Annotated in this window: 9 protein-coding genes, 2 pseudogenes and 1 riboswitch; of the genes and pseudogenes, 9 read left to right on the forward strand and 2 right to left on the reverse strand. The window is 45.1% G+C overall.

Annotation, left to right across the window (positions count from 1 at the left end):
* Positions 1 to 26 precede the first annotated feature (26 nt).
* The 5 genes from ACR8BL_RS00915 (at position 27) to ACR8BL_RS00935 (ending at position 8,386) form a co-directional block, all read left to right on the forward strand.
* Complete coding sequence (locus tag ACR8BL_RS00915) at positions 27 to 6,185, forward strand: DNRLRE domain-containing protein (RefSeq protein ID WP_434758309.1); 6,159 nt, start codon at positions 27 to 29, stop codon at positions 6,183 to 6,185.
* Positions 6,186 to 6,632: 447 nt separating this feature from the next.
* Positions 6,633 to 6,944, forward strand: coding sequence for a hypothetical protein (locus tag ACR8BL_RS00920; protein WP_434750867.1), 312 nt, complete (start codon positions 6,633 to 6,635; stop codon positions 6,942 to 6,944).
* A 1-nt stretch (position 6,945) separates the two neighbouring features.
* Positions 6,946 to 7,290 carry a hypothetical protein gene (locus ACR8BL_RS00925; RefSeq protein ID WP_434750868.1) on the forward strand — a complete coding sequence of 115 codons (345 nt, stop codon included), beginning with the start codon at positions 6,946 to 6,948 and terminating at the stop codon, positions 7,288 to 7,290.
* A gap of 14 nt (positions 7,291 to 7,304) precedes the next feature.
* Positions 7,305 to 8,084: a peptidoglycan recognition protein family protein gene (locus ACR8BL_RS00930; protein ID WP_434750869.1), complete on the forward strand. Its 780-nt coding sequence runs from the start codon at positions 7,305 to 7,307 to the stop codon at positions 8,082 to 8,084.
* A complete protein-coding gene (locus ACR8BL_RS00935) occupies positions 8,084 to 8,386 on the forward strand; it encodes a hypothetical protein (protein WP_434750870.1) in 303 nt (100 codons plus the stop codon). The genes ACR8BL_RS00930 and ACR8BL_RS00935 overlap by 1 nt, the downstream gene beginning before the upstream one ends.
* 154 nt (positions 8,387 to 8,540) lie before the next feature.
* Here the strand turns inward: ACR8BL_RS00935 and ACR8BL_RS00940 are convergent, their stop codons facing one another.
* Both ACR8BL_RS00940 and ACR8BL_RS00945 read right to left on the reverse strand, forming a co-directional pair.
* Positions 8,541 to 10,049 carry an amidase gene (locus ACR8BL_RS00940; RefSeq protein ID WP_434750871.1) on the reverse strand — a complete coding sequence of 503 codons (1,509 nt, stop codon included), beginning with the start codon at positions 10,047 to 10,049 and terminating at the stop codon, positions 8,541 to 8,543.
* 195 nt (positions 10,050 to 10,244) lie between these two features.
* Positions 10,245 to 11,225: a DMT family transporter gene (locus ACR8BL_RS00945; protein ID WP_434750872.1), complete on the reverse strand. Its 981-nt coding sequence runs from the start codon at positions 11,223 to 11,225 to the stop codon at positions 10,245 to 10,247.
* A 144-nt stretch (positions 11,226 to 11,369) separates the two neighbouring features.
* Positions 11,370 to 11,520, reverse strand: a riboswitch (FMN riboswitch).
* Positions 11,521 to 11,833: 313 nt separating this feature from the next.
* Between ACR8BL_RS00945 and ACR8BL_RS00950 the strand changes: the two genes are divergently transcribed.
* From ACR8BL_RS00950 to ACR8BL_RS00965, 4 genes and pseudogenes are all read left to right on the forward strand, one after another.
* Positions 11,834 to 13,207, forward strand: a complete 1,374-nt coding sequence (locus tag ACR8BL_RS00950; RefSeq protein WP_434750873.1) for an amidohydrolase family protein — start codon at positions 11,834 to 11,836, stop codon at positions 13,205 to 13,207.
* 110 nt (positions 13,208 to 13,317) lie between these two features.
* Positions 13,318 to 13,452, forward strand: a pseudogene (locus ACR8BL_RS00955) (PRD domain-containing protein); the annotation flags it as partial.
* 46 nt (positions 13,453 to 13,498) lie between these two features.
* Positions 13,499 to 14,627, forward strand: a pseudogene (locus ACR8BL_RS00960) (glycoside hydrolase family 1 protein).
* A 595-nt stretch (positions 14,628 to 15,222) separates the two neighbouring features.
* A complete protein-coding gene (locus tag ACR8BL_RS00965) occupies positions 15,223 to 16,608 on the forward strand; it encodes an amino acid permease (RefSeq protein ID WP_434756519.1) in 1,386 nt (461 codons plus the stop codon).
* The last annotated feature ends 154 nt before the right edge of the window (positions 16,609 to 16,762 follow it).

Below are 16,762 nucleotides of genomic sequence, written 5' to 3' on the forward strand. Positions count from 1 at the left end.
ATACAATGGGATAAGGAGTGATTGAATTGCCAGCAGAGTCCGTCATCGGTGTAGGATCGAGTTTTTCGGCTTCGCACGTTGTTTTACCCAAGACTACAAACGTAACTTTGGCGGCTTCCGATACGACTAGCACGAAGCAGACACTGAACCTGACGACGTATCAAGACCTACTGCCTAAGACTACAAGCGTAACTTTGGCGGCTTCCGATACGACTAGCACGAAGCAGACACTAAACCTGACGACGTATCAAGACCTACTGCCTAAGTCGAAGCTCTTTAATTTTAAGGTGGGTCATGGAACCACTAATTATGGTTACGGAAGCTTTAACTTTACAATAAACGGCATGGTTTACCCAAGATCCACAACGTTCTTGGCAGACTTTAGAATTGACTCTAAGTATAGTTACTTTACAGCAACACACACGGTGAATCAAAAGACTACAGAGACTAGAGACGATTTGGCGGGAAGAATCGCAGTATCACCGCCTATGGTTGAATCCCTACAAGGCAAGATATCTGTCCGCGAGACGAACTCAGCAGACGGTACAGCGTTTATTTGGGGCGTAAGAGACAGTGACATTACTTCTCAGGTTAACGTCATTAGAACCAAGAACGAGTATCTTAACAGCCGAATCTCAATCAGAGAGAATAATGAACTTCAAGGTAAAGTGCCTACGATTTGGGGCGAGTCAAAAGGAGACTTGGCTTCGGTCATTTACGCTGTTTACCCTGCGGACAAAGACCTCTCGATGCAGTTACGTGTAAGTAGCGACTACATCTTGGAGCAGACCATTGAAGGAGTTATGTACGGCTATAACAAGTCTTCCAAACTCTCCGTAAACGTTAAGACGGATAATGACGTTCTGTCCACAATCGGTGTTCGATTCAGCAACCTAATGACAGGTACTTCCTTCATTTGGGGCACAAACGACCTCGAACTCAGCGGTAACATTAACGTTTACCAAGTGTCAGACCTTCGTACGACGTTGGGGGTAACACCTGCTAACCGCATGACTGCTATTGTGGATATCACACAACCTATGCGCATCACAGATATCTTGACTGCCAAACGTGACGCATTTGTTCGGGAAGCTTACCCTAAGCTGAACTATGGTGCGGAGCAAACTTTGGTCGCAGGTTACAGTGAAGCAAGACAAGAAGTATTTAGAAGCTTAATCGGGTTCAACATCACTAACATTTTATCCATGAGCACGGACTACAAGCTTGAAAGAATCATCCTCAAGCTGAAGCACTCTCTTGGTAGAACTCCGACGATTCCTCTTGAACTAAGAGCAGTCAATGGCTCTTGGACAGAGAATAGCGTAACGTGGAGCAACCAACCTGAGATGGGGGCTATAGTAAACCAAGGAATGCACTTCGCTGACGAAGCGAGAGGGTTCATTACCTTTGACATTACTGACTTCATCCTTCAGGCGAAAGAGCAAGGCACGGACGATATCAGTTTGTATCTAGTAGCGGCTGACGAGACTGCTAACTCCGTGCAATTCTTCTCAATGGATGCAGGAGTAAGCCAAGCACCGTCCCTCGAGTACACTTACTTCGATGAAGTGATTCGTAGTACAGGACGTTCTGGAATTGATACTAAAATCTTGGTTACATACCCAAGGGTAGCGAATCTGACTTCTAAAATCAATGTCCACAAGTATAGCGGCAACAACGATTTAACAGGTAAGATTACAGTCACTCCATCCGGTAAACGTTTCGAAAACTTGCCGTCCAGTTTCACGGTTAGTCGTCCGAATATGACAGGTAAGGGTACAGTTAAGCAGAGCACTTGGGGAGATATGAAATCGACCATCCGTATCCGCGAAGCTGGTCTGTTCGACCTCGAAAACGGCAAGTTGACAGTATCTAGACCAAATCTTCAAACAAAATTGTACGTAGCTAACCGCAAAGACACCCCTTCAAAGTTGGGTGTACGTGTCTGGGGAGAAGATTCACTATACGGCTGGATTATCGTAAACATCAAGGATAGACCTTCAACAATCACTGTCCGTCCTTACATTGACAAGGTTGGCATAATCACCGTTCAGCGATCGATAGATGTTGACATCCCATCCAGCTTCGTTGTCAGCGAAAAAGTCAAGGTAGGTATTATTGACGTACTGTACCGCGATGATATCGAAGGTACGATGACCGTACAGGGTGGAGACGTCTCGGAAATCGCGTCCCGTATTTCGGTTAGTAGACCTGACCTTATCGGTAAAATTGAAGTGAATCCTTATTCCGACTTCGGCGGTCGAATCGTAGTAAGACATTCTCGCATCACTGAGATTCCTTCAGGCATTGTCGCATCCATCCCTGATATGCCTTCTAAGGTGTATGTGAGATTTATGAGTGACCTGCCTGGCAAGATTACTGTAAGGCGCACAGATAATCACAGTATCGGCAGTTCCTTGAGCATTTCCCGTTCAGACATGTTCGGTAATATCTTCCCGAAAATCTACAGTGATATCGTAGGGATTATTATCGTAAGACGCTTAGAGGGTGATAATCTCCTCTCCCAAATTGACGTTCCTCACAGACAGAACGTTTGGTCTGAGATTGACGTAGTTGGGGCAAGCATGATTCCTTCGAGTATCCGTGTCAACTCTGAATACCTGTCCGGAAGACTTGAGATTCCTGCTTACGGAAACGAATACTTATCTTCCAAGTTTATTGTACGGGTGCGTTTGGCAAGTGACATTGATTCCGTCATTGACGTATATCAATACAATCTCTTGGATGGTTCGATTACGGTACGGCAGACCTTTGAAAAATCAATAAACAGTAAACTCATAGTCAGAAGAACAGAAGAAGACGACCTCCTTGCTAACATTGACGTATGGATTACAAGAGACCTCGCAGGGCGTATCGTTGTTCGTCGGTCTGTCACAGATAACCTTAACTCTCAAGCTTACGTGCTTAACCGAAAAGACATTAACGGTAAGTTGGAAGTCCTTGAGCGCAATAACCTGAGCGGCTCGATTAGAGTAGTTTATGTCGGTCACTCCGACTTCCTCGGTAAGCTGACAGCCAAGATCCGTGCATATGGCGATTTGGAAACAACGCTCGATGTAACAACGGGCGGGTCTAAGGATATCTTTGCTGTACTAGGTGTAGCGCCTACGAACAGGATGACGGGTATTGTGGATATCACTCAGCCAATCCGTGAGCATGAAACTCTAAGTGCTGTGAAGGACACATACGTAAGGGAAGCTATTCCTACCCTGAACTACGGTGAAGAGACTTCCTTCGCAGTGGGGAACTATCAAGGCAACAGACTTCGCTCGTTACTCGGTTTTAACATCGACAATCTGAAAGACGGCTACGAAGTTGACAAGGTTGAACTCAAGCTTTACTACGGTCAAGCCCCCACGAAAACACTTCGTCTCATGGCTGTGACGGGGCAGTGGTCGGAGTACGGGGTAACTTGGATTAACCGTCCGAATACAGGCTCGGAGATTACGACAAGCTACGAAGTAAACACGGACGAAAATTGCGTTGTATTCGACGTGACGCAGTATGTAATCGACAGATACTTGGCAGGGGAAACACTTGTTGACTTTTACCTTGTAGCTCAAGACGAAACTGACGGCAAGTATGAATATTTCTTCTCCAAGGAGTCTCAAGGCTACGCGCCTAAACTGCAAGTCACGTACTACAATCCTGCAATCTGGAGCAGTGGGCGGGCGAACATTGATTCCTTCATCATGGTAACGTACCGTAAGAACCTGAGTTCCCGACTGAGAGTGCGAATCCCTGCAAGACTCGACGTAGAGATTTCATCCAGTATTGAAGTAACACGCAATAATGTAATAATCGGTAGCGTAACTGTAAGTAAGCCTGATATGCCATCTAAGGTTAAGGTCATGTATAGAGGTGCCGCTGTTCTTGCTGCTACTTTAGGGGTTGCGAATAAGAACACATCGAAAATTGACGGCTCGATTACCGTGAGCAGACCATATTTCCCAATCAGCTTCTACGTTAAAAATAGAAAAGACTTGGACTCTACGGTCAGCGTAAAAGTGTTTGAGAATGAAGACTTCTTCTCTTGGATTATCGTAAACGCTAGGGAAAGACCTTCGAGTCTGTACGTCACTCCTCATAACGACATTCAGTTGTCGTTTACGGTTCGCGGCGAAACAGGAGAAGACCTTCCATCTACCATAGCAGTATCTATTGACAAATTCAGTGGTTCAGTGACAGCCAAGCAGAAAGTCAACGAAGATCTTACTAGTTCAGTTGTGGTACAGAAGTACGATCAGAGTGAGCTAAGCGGTCAGATTTCTGTTTACGCCGCTGTTAACAAAGATCTGTATTCCGAACTGAACGTCAACGTGGTAACTGACGATAGCATCCTAGCATCGCTGTATGTGCTCGGGAACAGTTTGCTTGGTACGGTGTATGTAAGATACACCGAAAACCTTGCCTCTCAGGTTACAGTAAAGCCTACGTGGTTCGCTTACTTACCAACCTTATTGTCGGTAAGTGTTCCAGATATTACATCTAGCATTGAAGTCCAGCTTCCTGCCGATATGGCGTCCTTGATTACAGTCAAGGCAGCAATTGACAGCGACTTGGCGGCGGGCATCGCAGTAAGCAGACCTGAACTTACATCAAGCATAGAGGTAAGCGACCGTGACGACCTCGACTCCACACTGAAAGTCCAAGCTGAAAGCGACACCTCCATCACTGGAATTGTTAGCGTAAGCCGATTCTCAATTGAGTGCTCGATTAAAGTCAACGGAAGTGCCAACCTCGATTCTAGTGCGGAGGTAAGAAGGGAAGACGGCGAAGCCTTTGAAGGGGTCTTGGCAGTAGGCAGACCTGACATTACGTCTACGATCGAGGTGCTTGAGCGAAGAGACATCGCATCCTCCTTATTCGTAATGTTCGGTGAAACAGAAGATCTGAGCAGTAAAATTTACGTGAAGTATATGAATGACATCTTGGGAAGCCTTGAAGTTTGGGGCGCAAACATGATCCCTTCGAGTATTCGTATCATTTCAGGTAACTTAGCATCTCACATCGCCGTCCCTGCCTACGATAATAAAGATCTTATGGCAGTTATCGGAATTAAAAACCGCTTCATCAGCGAGATTCCGTCCATGCTTCAGGTTCAAGAGTGGTCTCAGTTCACTGGCACAATCTCAGTACAGGCGTTTGGTGAGAACGATTTGGCGGGGCAAGCGACGATTATTAGGAACGAGAACAGAGACCTAGTTTCTGTAATTATTCCGTTAATCAGTAACTACCTCCCATCGACAATCGGTGTAAGGTTCGACAACTGGATGACAGGTAAAGCAGACTTCATTCCCGTTGGCGATGTTGACCTTGAATCAAGCATTGAAGTAAATCCATCGTCTGACATAGAGGGATATGTTAATGTCCTTATCCACTCCATTACAGATATCACAGGCAACATGGTGGTTCGCGGAAATGGAGTAGAAGACCTAGACTCTGATGTGAATATAGTTTACAGAGGGAACTCTGACCTTGTTACAGCTTTGGGTATCCCTGCACTCAACAAAATGACAGGTAAAGTATTCATTATTCCTGTGGCTGACAGCGACTTGGTGTCTTACATCGAAGCGCACGTTCACAATAACCTACCAAGTAGACTTACGGTTCGCCAGTCCGCTGACAAAGACCTCAAGTCATCCATTGAAATTCACATCTTCAAGGAGTTAGAGGGCGCAGTTACGGTAAGAAGGGCGGCTACTGCTGACCTGACTTCCAAGATTGCTGTAAGGGTTTGGGGAAATAACGAGAAGATCGGTAAGATTGTCGTAAGGCAGAGAGACAACAGCGACATTGGAGGTAGCATTAACACCATTCAATGGAAAGTCCTGAACTCCAAAATCACTGTCCGTAGAAGTGCATTCTCTGAAATCCCTATGCGCTTTGAAATTTTGGAGAAAAGCGACCTACTAAGCTGTAGCATCAAGGTAAGGAGAACTGAGAAATTCGACCTGACTTCTACAATCACTATCAGAAGAAGTGCTAACAAAGACCTCGACGGTAGAATTGTAGCTAGGCAGTCCGATAAATCAGACATCCCTTCCTTCATCGAAACATGGCAATTCCATACAGTCCCATCGAAAATTTACGTGCTTTACCGTAACGATCTTATATCCACAATTGATGTAGTTGCTGACTACGGATATTGCTTCATTATGTAACGAGGAATAACCCCTACCATACTCGGTAGGGGTTATTTTTTAGGTGAAATTACCTATATTGTAGTTGCAAGCAGATGGAATTTAGCTGTGTATATCAAAGCGGCAACTTCAGCTTCAGAGATTGCTTTATTTTCTTTTCACCGCTAACAGAAGACCTTGTACTACCAAGAACGTCAAGATGCGCTATTTATTTTCTAATATAGGATGACTCGATGGCTGTAATTATGTCAGAAGGAGTTGTTTCGACAGAAAAAAACTTTTGATATCCCGTTCGTAACTTTCTATGGTCAATTCGGACAAATTCTTAACTGTTTGCAGGTAGAGTGCTTCTCCGCATAATTCATTATTACATCACATCCCGTTGTTTTTAGTCACACAATATACACCGGATTATTATGTGACTTATCAACGTACCCACAAACAGATAGAAAAGGTCAGGTGACAGATATGGACGTAGGTGTAATCACAGCAATCGTTGGCCTCGTTGGTACTGCTGTATCCGGTGTAATCGGCTACGCCAGCGGCAAAAACAATAACAAGGTAACGGATAGAGAGCTGCTCTCCAAAGACGAGCAAGCCTTCCGTGAAAGGTTGATTGAACGTCTCACAGCTTCGGAAGAAAAGATTGAGAGACTAAGCAACGAAGTCATCACGCTTCGTCAGGAAAACATGGAACTGATTAGTGAGAACAGGCTACTGAATATCAAGGTAGAGCAATTGGTGGCTCAACTCTCAAGCCGGAGGGGGAACGTGCGCTAAGATGGGGAAGTTTGCAAAGAACGCATTCTGGAACGATAGTGACGGCTTCTCCGCTAAGGATTTCTTAATGGTACTGTTCGGTGGTCTGTTTGCACTATTTCTGCTTGTTGCATTCTTTGTACCTTTCTTCGGGGTGGCGGTCAGCGCTATCTCGATTGAGGTGATAATAAGCCTTAGCCCTGTCGTTATGACCATTGTGGGCGGGGTGTTCGCAGTACAGACAGTGAGGGAGTTCAAGACTCCCAATATAGAAACTACCCTTACCGTTCCTAGTAATGCTCAAGTAGAAAGTGTCAATCATATCGTGGAGGAAACGGTAAGGGATCGTACTCCAAAGATTGAATAGAAAGGGTGAAATAGGTGGCTTTCAAGATAAAGTATTCGATTGTACAGCAATACATACCAGTCAATACGAAGAGACGTTCCGGTCTAAAGAACCGAGGAATTGAATTCATTGTGGCGCATGACACAGGTAATGACGGCAGTACAGCGGTGGGTAACGTGAACTATTATACGAACTCTGCTAACGCCCAGAGTGCTTCTGCGCATACCTTTATTGATGATAAGAACATCATTGAGTGTGTGCCGCTCACTGAGAAGGCATGGCACGTGCTGTACAACGTCACTACAGACAATGACCTTTACGGGTTTGACTCCAATGACCATGCAATCGGGGTAGAACTGTGTTACTCCAATAAGAAGGGGAACATCAATAACCAAGAAGCTTACAAACGGTATGTGTGGTATATGGCGTATCTGTGTAACAAGTACGGACTGAATCCCCTGAAGCGCATTTCAGGCCATAATGAGCTTGATCCGAATCGCAAGTCCGATCCTTACAAGAACGCCTTGAAAATTTTGGGGATCAGTAAGACTCAATTCCTAAACGATGTGGCGGCTGAACTGAAGGACTGCAGTACGCCTGAATCACCAACTAAAACTGAAGTATCGGAGGACGATGAACCTATGAAGCTTGATAAATGGGCAATAGATATGCTTGTAAAGAACCTGACAGACTTTAAGGATAAAGGGTTCTTTACGGACGATGCTTGGATTACCAAAGCCAAGAATGGTACGCTGACTGCTTCTGAACTGGCGTTCCTAAACACAATCCTAATTGCCAGGGCGGTGAATAAATAATGGTATCTTTAACTGGCGTACTGGCTACAGCAGTAGGTGCAATCGGTCTTTGGATGCTTGTCGCGAGTTTAACAGAAGCGATCACTGAGGTTATTAAGAAAGCAATACCTATTAAGGATACAGTCACGTATACCGTTTCCATTATAGTAGGCGTAGGACTGGCATTTGCATTCGGGCTTAATCCATTCGGACTTACCGGAATAGCCGCATACTCATCTACTGTAGCTGCTGGCTTATTAGCGTCCCGTGGGGCTAATTATCTGAGTGATTGGCTCAAAAAAATAGGAATTAAAAGGGAATAGAATGGGTGGCACAACTATAATAAAGATAGGAAAATTTATCCGGTTAAAAAGTGGTTCAGATATATATTACATCATAATTATTATGTAAACTTATACCCCCAAAAAAGCCAAGCAGTTTATAATACTGCTGGCTTTTTTTGCATTTTTGCGAGTTTTAGCCTTTTGTCGAGGTCGGGAACATTGGATTGCCATTCATACCAAGCCACAGTTCGGAGGATTCGATTTGTCCCGCCAGATGTAATAACCAATCTTCACGGCCTTTCGTTGCCATAACCTGAACGCCCATTGGCAAACCTTCTGCAGTCAAATGCAGAGGAAGACTAATGGCCGGCTGACCTGTAAGGTTCGCAAGCTGCGTGAAAGGTGTATAGGTGAGACTTGGCTTGAACATCTCATAAATCAGCTCTTGCTGTGCTGTTTTGTCCAGATCGCTGACAGACATCAGATGTTGAATCTGCTCTGAGTGTGGCGTCAATTCTCCAATTCGGGGTGCAGGAAAAGCGTTGACAGGTGTGATGTAAAAATCATACCGTTCAAACAACGTAGACATCTGCGCAGCTGCCACGTCCCATTCTGCCAAACTGTGCACAAATTCAGCAGCAGATACTTTTTTGCCGGCTTCAGCGAGTACCCACGACTCAATCTCCATATCATCTGCGGTGAGTGAACGACCCAAGCCATGTTCCATCGAGGAGATCATTGCGGCCATCTCACCACTGTTCATCATGTAATAGTTTTCCATCAAGCGTACGCCATTGACTGGACTTAACTTTTCCTCGACATGATGCCCTTGAGCCTCGAGGAAACGGACTAGTTTCATCACCGCATCTTTGGCACCTTCACTGACAGGTGTGCCGACAGGTGAATCTGTCGTATAAGCGATACGCCAGTTGCGATGATGCGGATAGTTCATATCAGCCAGGTAACTTCCGGGGAATAACGGTGCATGGAATGCGGCTTCCGGCTGAATAATCTGAAGGGTATCCAGTAGTGCAGCACTGTCTCTGACGGAGCGGGATAAGGCAAAATCAATGGAGGCTCCCTGCCACTGGCGTCCAACGCCCGGACCAACCGGAGTGCGTCCGCGTGTCGGTTTTAGTCCGAATAAACCACTGAATGAAGCAGGGATTCGAATGGAACCTCCGCCATCACTTGCTCCTGCAAGCGGTACGATGCCGGATGCCACTGCTGCAGCGGCACCGCCGCTAGAGCCGCCGGGAGAATGGTTCACATTCCATGGATTACGTGTAGGGCCATGCAGCCAGGGCTCGGTTATATTTTTTAATCCGAATTCTGGTGTATTCGTATGTCCGATTACAATAAAGCCGGCTTCTTGCAGACGTGTTACGAAATTGGAGTTGCGAAGGGCACGATGTTTGCTGAAAAGACGTGAGCCAGAGGTAAGAAGTTCACCTTCCAAAGATTGAGAAATATCTTTGAGTAGCAACGGCACACCCGCAAATGGCTGTTCTCCAGGCCTAACCATGCTGGCTTCTTGCCGAGCACGTGTTTCATATGTACGAATAACTGCATTCAGTTGCGGATTCACTTCTTCCAGACGTGCATAGGCAGCTTCAAGCAGTTCAACCGGGGATACTTCCCGGGAGCGAATCAGTTCGGCGAGTCCTATGGCGTCATAGGAGGTATATGAGAATGAAGACATTAGTAATCGTTCCTCTCTGAAAATAGTTCCTGTTTGATTTCATGTTCCAAGTTCCATAAGCCATCGTACCACCTAGACGGACAAAAGACAAAACGATAAGCCATCATAATAGAAGAAAAAACAGCAGAAAAAAAGCACTGCTCACCTCTTTAAGATGAAACAGTGCTTAGGTTGTTTGAATCACATGAAAATGTATTACTCCGTGCGAAGTTTGGGTGCGGCTTCGGCGATCGGTGTAGAACGTTCCTGCTGTTTGGAGATCAGGAATAGTGCGATCCAGATCAGGATAAAGCCGAGCAATTGTTCCCAGGTTATCAGCGTACGGAAAGCAATCCAGTTCACGAGCACACCGGCCATCGGGAAGCTGAGTTCGGCCAAGGTTGCGACAGAAGCTTTGGTTGACGACAATCCTTTGTAATAGAGAAGCAGACTGAGCAATCCTGGCAATAGTGCCTGCCCCAGAATATTCAGAATAACAGCTGCTTGTGCGCCTGTACCTGCGGGAAGTGTCCAAGGTGCGCCTTCATTCCAGGTCATGAAGATCAGGAGTGGAAGTGCAACGACAAAGCGAAGGGATGTCACCGTTTCGTATCTTGCCTGCCCCAGCATCAGTCGACCCATGACCGTAGATCCACCCCATAAGGCTGCGGCACCAAGAGATAACAGACTCCCTGCATGAATCCAGTTATTCCAGTTGCCGAGCGGCAGTGAGAAGCCAAACGTAAGCAAGTACGTTCCTGCCAGCGCAATAATGAACAGTCCTCCGAAGTGACGCGGCAGCGTTTCTTTTAATATTAATTTCGCAAGTACAATCGCGAAGAGTGGCTGCATTTTTTGCAATAACAATACCGTGTTGGGGTCGTTATGGGTAAGCGCCAAAGTGAATAATACCGTTGCCAGGGCTGAGCCGCCCCAGGAGATGAAGATAACAGCGATCCAGTGACGTGCACGCAGTTTTTTCAGATCATCCCTAAATTTCCATAATACCGGAATCGCGACAAGACTGACGATGATGTGTTCGATTAGAACAATCTGTGTAGAAGTCATCGTTTTCAGCAAAAGGATGCGGAATAACGGGTCTACACCCCAGAGCGCTGCGCCCAGCACAACCAGCCAAAAGCCGGTATTACTTCGTTCCTTGCGATAAATCGTTGATGCAGTTGATGTGTTTTCCATATTCAGGACTCCTTCGTCAGAACACGGAATCTTCAGTTGGCAAAATCGACAAAATCCCCCGTATTGGCGTACGCCAAATATACGGGGGACCATTCAAAGACAAGGCGTCAAGGAAAAGACTTCCCCTATACGGCCTGCCATTGTGTTGATCTTCTCTCATCCGGACTGTACCGTCGGCCTTGGAATTTCACCAAGTCAGTCGCTGCCAGGTCGTAACCTTAAACAGCGAGTCGCGGGCTGGTTCTATAAGAACATCACCGCCGGTTGGGAATTGCACCCTACCCCGAAGATCCTATTCAATTAATTAGTGTATTGAACAAGTTGTAACCTTATGAAGTTCATCTTATTCCTGTAAACGCTATCAGTTCAAGTGTTTTTTTAGAAAACAACACTCCAGTTGAGGAAAAGCATGAAGTTTAGCAATCTGGTTTAACTATGTATGATCCATGAACTCCATGTAGATTGGAGTTATCTCTTCCAGAATTTGATAAATAATAATACTTGATATATAATGTATATATACTAGCGAAAATATAGTCATAAGCAAAAGGAAATAAGCAATGCAGATTGGATCATTTTACAAACCATTATGATGGGAGAGGTGTCTCATGGGGACAAGTTATCTTTTGAAGAACGGTTGTGTATTATCGATGGATGCTCGTATTGGTCAGTATAACAGGGCAGATGTACTTATTCAGGATTCTGTGATTGCGGCCATTCAACCGAATATCGAGGTGTCTGATGCAGATATTGAGGTCATCGACGCTTCGGACATGATTATTATGCCTGGATTAGTGGATACACACCGGCATATGTGGGAATCACTCGTCAAAACAGCGGGAACAAACTGGTCGCTGCCTGTATATCTGCAAAATTTGTACTATGGAGCGATGGGAAGCAAGCTTCGTCCACAGGATAGCTATATCGCCAATCTGCTCGGATCACTGGAAGCGCTTAACGCAGGCGTGACCACAGTACTGGACTGGAGTATGCCATACTCGGCTGAACATACGGATGAGCTGATTCGAGGACTGCAGGATGCAGGAATTCGTGCTGTTTTTGCCCATGGTGTACCAGGTGAAACGGTGTATTGGAATCGAGATAGCAAGTTGGCTTATCCTGAAAATGTTAGAGGTGTTAAAGCGAAATATTTCTCTTCGAATGATCAACTACTCACCTATGGACTTGCTATTCGCGGCCCAGAGTTTAGCCACTGGGATACTACGGTGCAGGACATAGGGCTTGCAGAAGAACTGGATGCGATTTGTTCGATGCATGTCGGTTTCGGGAGCTGGGGATCAGCGGACCGTTCGATCAGCCGAATGTATGAGGCAGGGCTGCTTAGTCCACGAATCAATGTTGTTCACGGGAATACGATGGGCATGGATGAATTCAAAATGCTGGCAGATAGCGGAGCCTCTTTGTCAGTCACACCTGAAGTCGAGATGATGATGGGACATGGCTATCCAGCTACAGGGTATTTTCTGGAACATGGAGGTACGCCAACGCTTGGAGTGGATGTAGTCACCTCGACTGGTGGAGACATGTTCTCACAGATGAAGTTTGCCCTGCAAGCTGAACGTTCCCGAACGAATGAATTATTGCTGCAACAAGGGGAAATGCCTGGAGAACTGAGTTTGCAGGCAAGCCAGGTGCTGCGATTTGCTACGTCTGCGGGTGCACGGGCTTTAGGACTGGAGCAGAAAACGGGATCGCTTACACCGGGCAAAGAAGCGGATTTAATTATGATTCGTACAACAGACCTGAATCTGTTCCCGGTGCATGATCCTATTGGAGCTGTGGTGCAATTTGCTAATCCATCCAATGTGGACACGGTTTTTGTTGCCGGAAAACCCGTGAAGCGAGAGGGCAAATTGTTACATGTGGATCTGGATGAAATTCGCCGCAAAGCCATGCAGAGTACGGAATATTTGCTGACGCAATATCGGATGTCCGATGCGAATCGGGTTGTTTTTTCGTAAGATTGGTAGCATAAATAAAGTAAAAGGGCCGTTAATCTGGAATACGGCTCTTTTACTTATATTTTTTCTTTTTGATCTAATCGATAATGTGTATTACTTTTCAAATCAAAATCATTCAGTACGCCAAGCAGTCCTTAAACAAGGAACTCAATGAAAATATATATCTAACGTTAACGGACCATATTAACTTTGCTGTGGCACGTTACAAGCAGGGTATGAATTTCAATAATGCTTTGTTGTCTGAAACAATCGGTGAAAATCTCATCAAGATTATTTAAGGAGGACTTGTTTATGTATAACAAAAATGGTTTCCCTGAATCTTTCATGTGGGGTGGTGCAACAGCGGCGAATCAATACGAAGGTGCTTGGAACCTTGATGGTAAAAAAGCGAGTACAGCCGATATGATGACGGGCGGAACCCATACGGTTCCGCATTACGATAACGACTGAAGAGGGGGTTCATTACCCTTCTCATGAAGCAGGGCTTCAATTTTACGACAATGTGTTCAATGAACTGAAAAAATATAATATCGAACTCATCGTTACAATCTCCCATTATGAGGCACCGTTTGCATTAACAATACATCAGTGGACAGCACGCAGATGAGATTTCAAGCGCTGCACCATCAATTCGTGGCGAGTGCCAAAGCTGTCAAGCTTGCACATGAGATCAATCCAGACTTCAAACTTGGCTGTATGATCAATTACAGCCATGGGTACGGAAGTACATGTAAACCGGAAGATATGTTACAGGCATTAAGAATGGATCAGATCAACAATATGATGAGCAGTGACGTACAAGTTAGAGGGGAATATCCTAACTTTGCGAAGAGATATTTTGAAGAGAAAAATATCCGCATTCAGATGGCCGAAGACGATGAAGAAGTTCTTAAACAAGGTTGTGTTGATTTCTATAGCTTTAGCTACTACAAATCTCACGTGGTAGGTACGCGACCAGAGGGGGATGAGACCCAAGGTAATGTCTTTGGTGGATACAAAAATCCATATCTGAAAGCTACGGACTGGGGCTGGCAGATTGATCCGGTTGGACTCCGGTACGTGCTTAACCACGTATACGATCGGTATCGCATTCCGATGATGATTGTAGAGAATGGCCTGGGTGCAGTTGATGTGGTTGAAGAGGATGGTACCATATAACGATATGTACCGAATTGAGTTTTTGCGCGCTCACATTGAACAAATGAGAGAAGCTGTCCGTGTTGGCGTTAACCTGATCGGTTATACAGCCTGGGGTTGCATCGATATTGTGAGTGCTTCCACTGGTGAAATGGCCAAGCGTTATGGTTTCATACATGTAGATAAGGATAACGAAGGCAAAGGCACGCTGAAGAGAAGTAAAAAGAACAGTTTCTACTGGTATAAAAAAGTGATTGAATCCAATGGGGAAGATCTGCATTAGGATTAGCAGTGCAGATAAGTATCGTTGCTCCATAATCGTTAGTCGAGAGATGTAGATATGGCACAACAATGGGATTGATTGAAAGATTGCAAGGAGCCGCTGAATTCAGCGGCTTTTTTGTTTGTATAAACTGTAGACGATTGTAAATAGATTGCAGGTTGGCGGAGGCGTACTCATTTGACGAATTAAGAGAAGAGATGACAGCGGAAAAAGCCGAAAATATCTTTCATCTGCGTTAATTCGTATAACAACAGTATATAGCGCGATTTAGTTTGTTAAAGCCTTCAAAAAAAACTGCGCATAATATAAATTATACGCAGTTTTAATTTAAATCCATTTTCATAATTTAACCTGGGTAACAGAACATGATATTTTTCGTGGATTAAGGTCAAAATCAGCTATCTCTCAAAAATAAATTTAATCATTCAACGCGATAATGTGTAGAATTCGATAGGTTTTTATAGGTGATGCTTAAGATAGAACAAATGAGTTTTTCGTAGAACAGATGAGACTACCTTCGTCGTTATTACGTCGCAACATATTCAAGCTTCACCATGAAAGGAACATGTGTATGAGCAGAAATGAAAGAATCAGTATGTTATTCCGCAAAAAACCGATTGCCAGCGAAGCGAATGAGAGCGGTGCATTGAAGAGGGCACTTGGAGCCTTTGATCTAACGACGCTTGGCGTTGGAGCGATTATTGGTACCGGCATTTTTGTACTGACAGGTGTGGCAGCTGCTAAATATGCAGGACCTGGTCTGGTGTTATCCTTTTTATTGGCAGGTACTATCTGTGCGTTTGCCGCTCTATGTTACTCTGAATTTGCCTCCACAATTCCGGCATCGGGCAGTGCTTATACTTACAGCTACACCGCATTTGGTGAAGTGATTGCCTGGATTCTGGGCTGGGATCTTATTCTGGAATATGGCTTTGCGAGTGCGGCGGTAGCTAGCGGCTGGTCGGGGTACTTCCAGACCTTATTATCCGGATTCGGACTAGAGTTGCCTCATGCGTTAACGAGTGCGTTTAATCCGGAAAAAGGCACGTATTTTGACATTACCGCGGCTGTAATTACATTAATCATTACGTTCCTGCTTACCCGAGGAGTAAAGGAAGCGGCGAGAGCAAATGGGATCATGGTAGCCATTAAAATTATCGTCGTATTGATCTTCATCGGGGTGGGTGTGTTTTATGTTCAGCCAGCAAACTGGCATCCTTTCTTGCCGTTTGGTTTTTCAGGTGTGACCGCTGGTGCCGCTACAGTGTTTTTTGCTTATATCGGGTTTGATGCTGTATCAACAGCGGCTGAAGAGGTGAAGCGACCTCAGCGTGATCTGCCCATTGGTATTATCGCTTCTCTTGCAGTGTGCACCGTTCTTTATATTGTAGTATCTCTGATTCTCACAGGTATCGTGCCGTATAACATGTTAAACGTGAGTGATCCGGTAGCCTTTGCATTTGAATTTGTTCAATTAAACGGCTTGTCCTGGATTGTGTCTCTAGGAGCGATTACGGGTATTACAACGGTATTACTGGTGATGATGTATGGTCAGACCCGTTTGCTCTATTCGATGTCTCGTGATGGATTGTTATCCCCGGTGTTCTCCAAAGTAAGTGGCAAAAGTCAAACTCCGGCGATTGGAAGCTGGGTTGCAGGTGCTATTGTTGCTTTGTTTTCCGGTTTCATTTCACTCGGCCATCTGGCGGAGCTTACAAACATCGGAACGTTGTTTGCTTTTGCAGTAGTAAGTCTCGGGATTATCGTATTGCGAAAAAATAACCCTGATCTTAAACGGGGATTCCGCGTTCCGCTGGTACCGTTGATTCCGATCTTGAGCGCTCTCGGCTGTTTCTACTTGATGACTCGCCTTGCAGCGCTGACCTGGATTACATTTTTCGGATGGTTGATCATCGGATTGGTCATCTATTTTGTGTATGGTCGTAACCACAGTCATTTGAATCCACTTCGGCGGAAGTGAAATCAAAAATCTAAACCGGAAGTAATCAAAAAACGTGAACTATGATGAGTCCCTGTTCCATTCGCGAGACGAAGGAGCAGGGATTTTTTGTGCCGCTATTTGAGTTAAGAAATGGGAAAGAAGAAATATGCACAATTTAAGGATAATATCGAAA

Origin of the sequence: Paenibacillus amylolyticus, assembly GCF_051136285.1 — a bacterium.
Classification (GTDB): Bacteria; Bacillota; Bacilli; order Paenibacillales; family Paenibacillaceae; genus Paenibacillus; species Paenibacillus amylolyticus_F.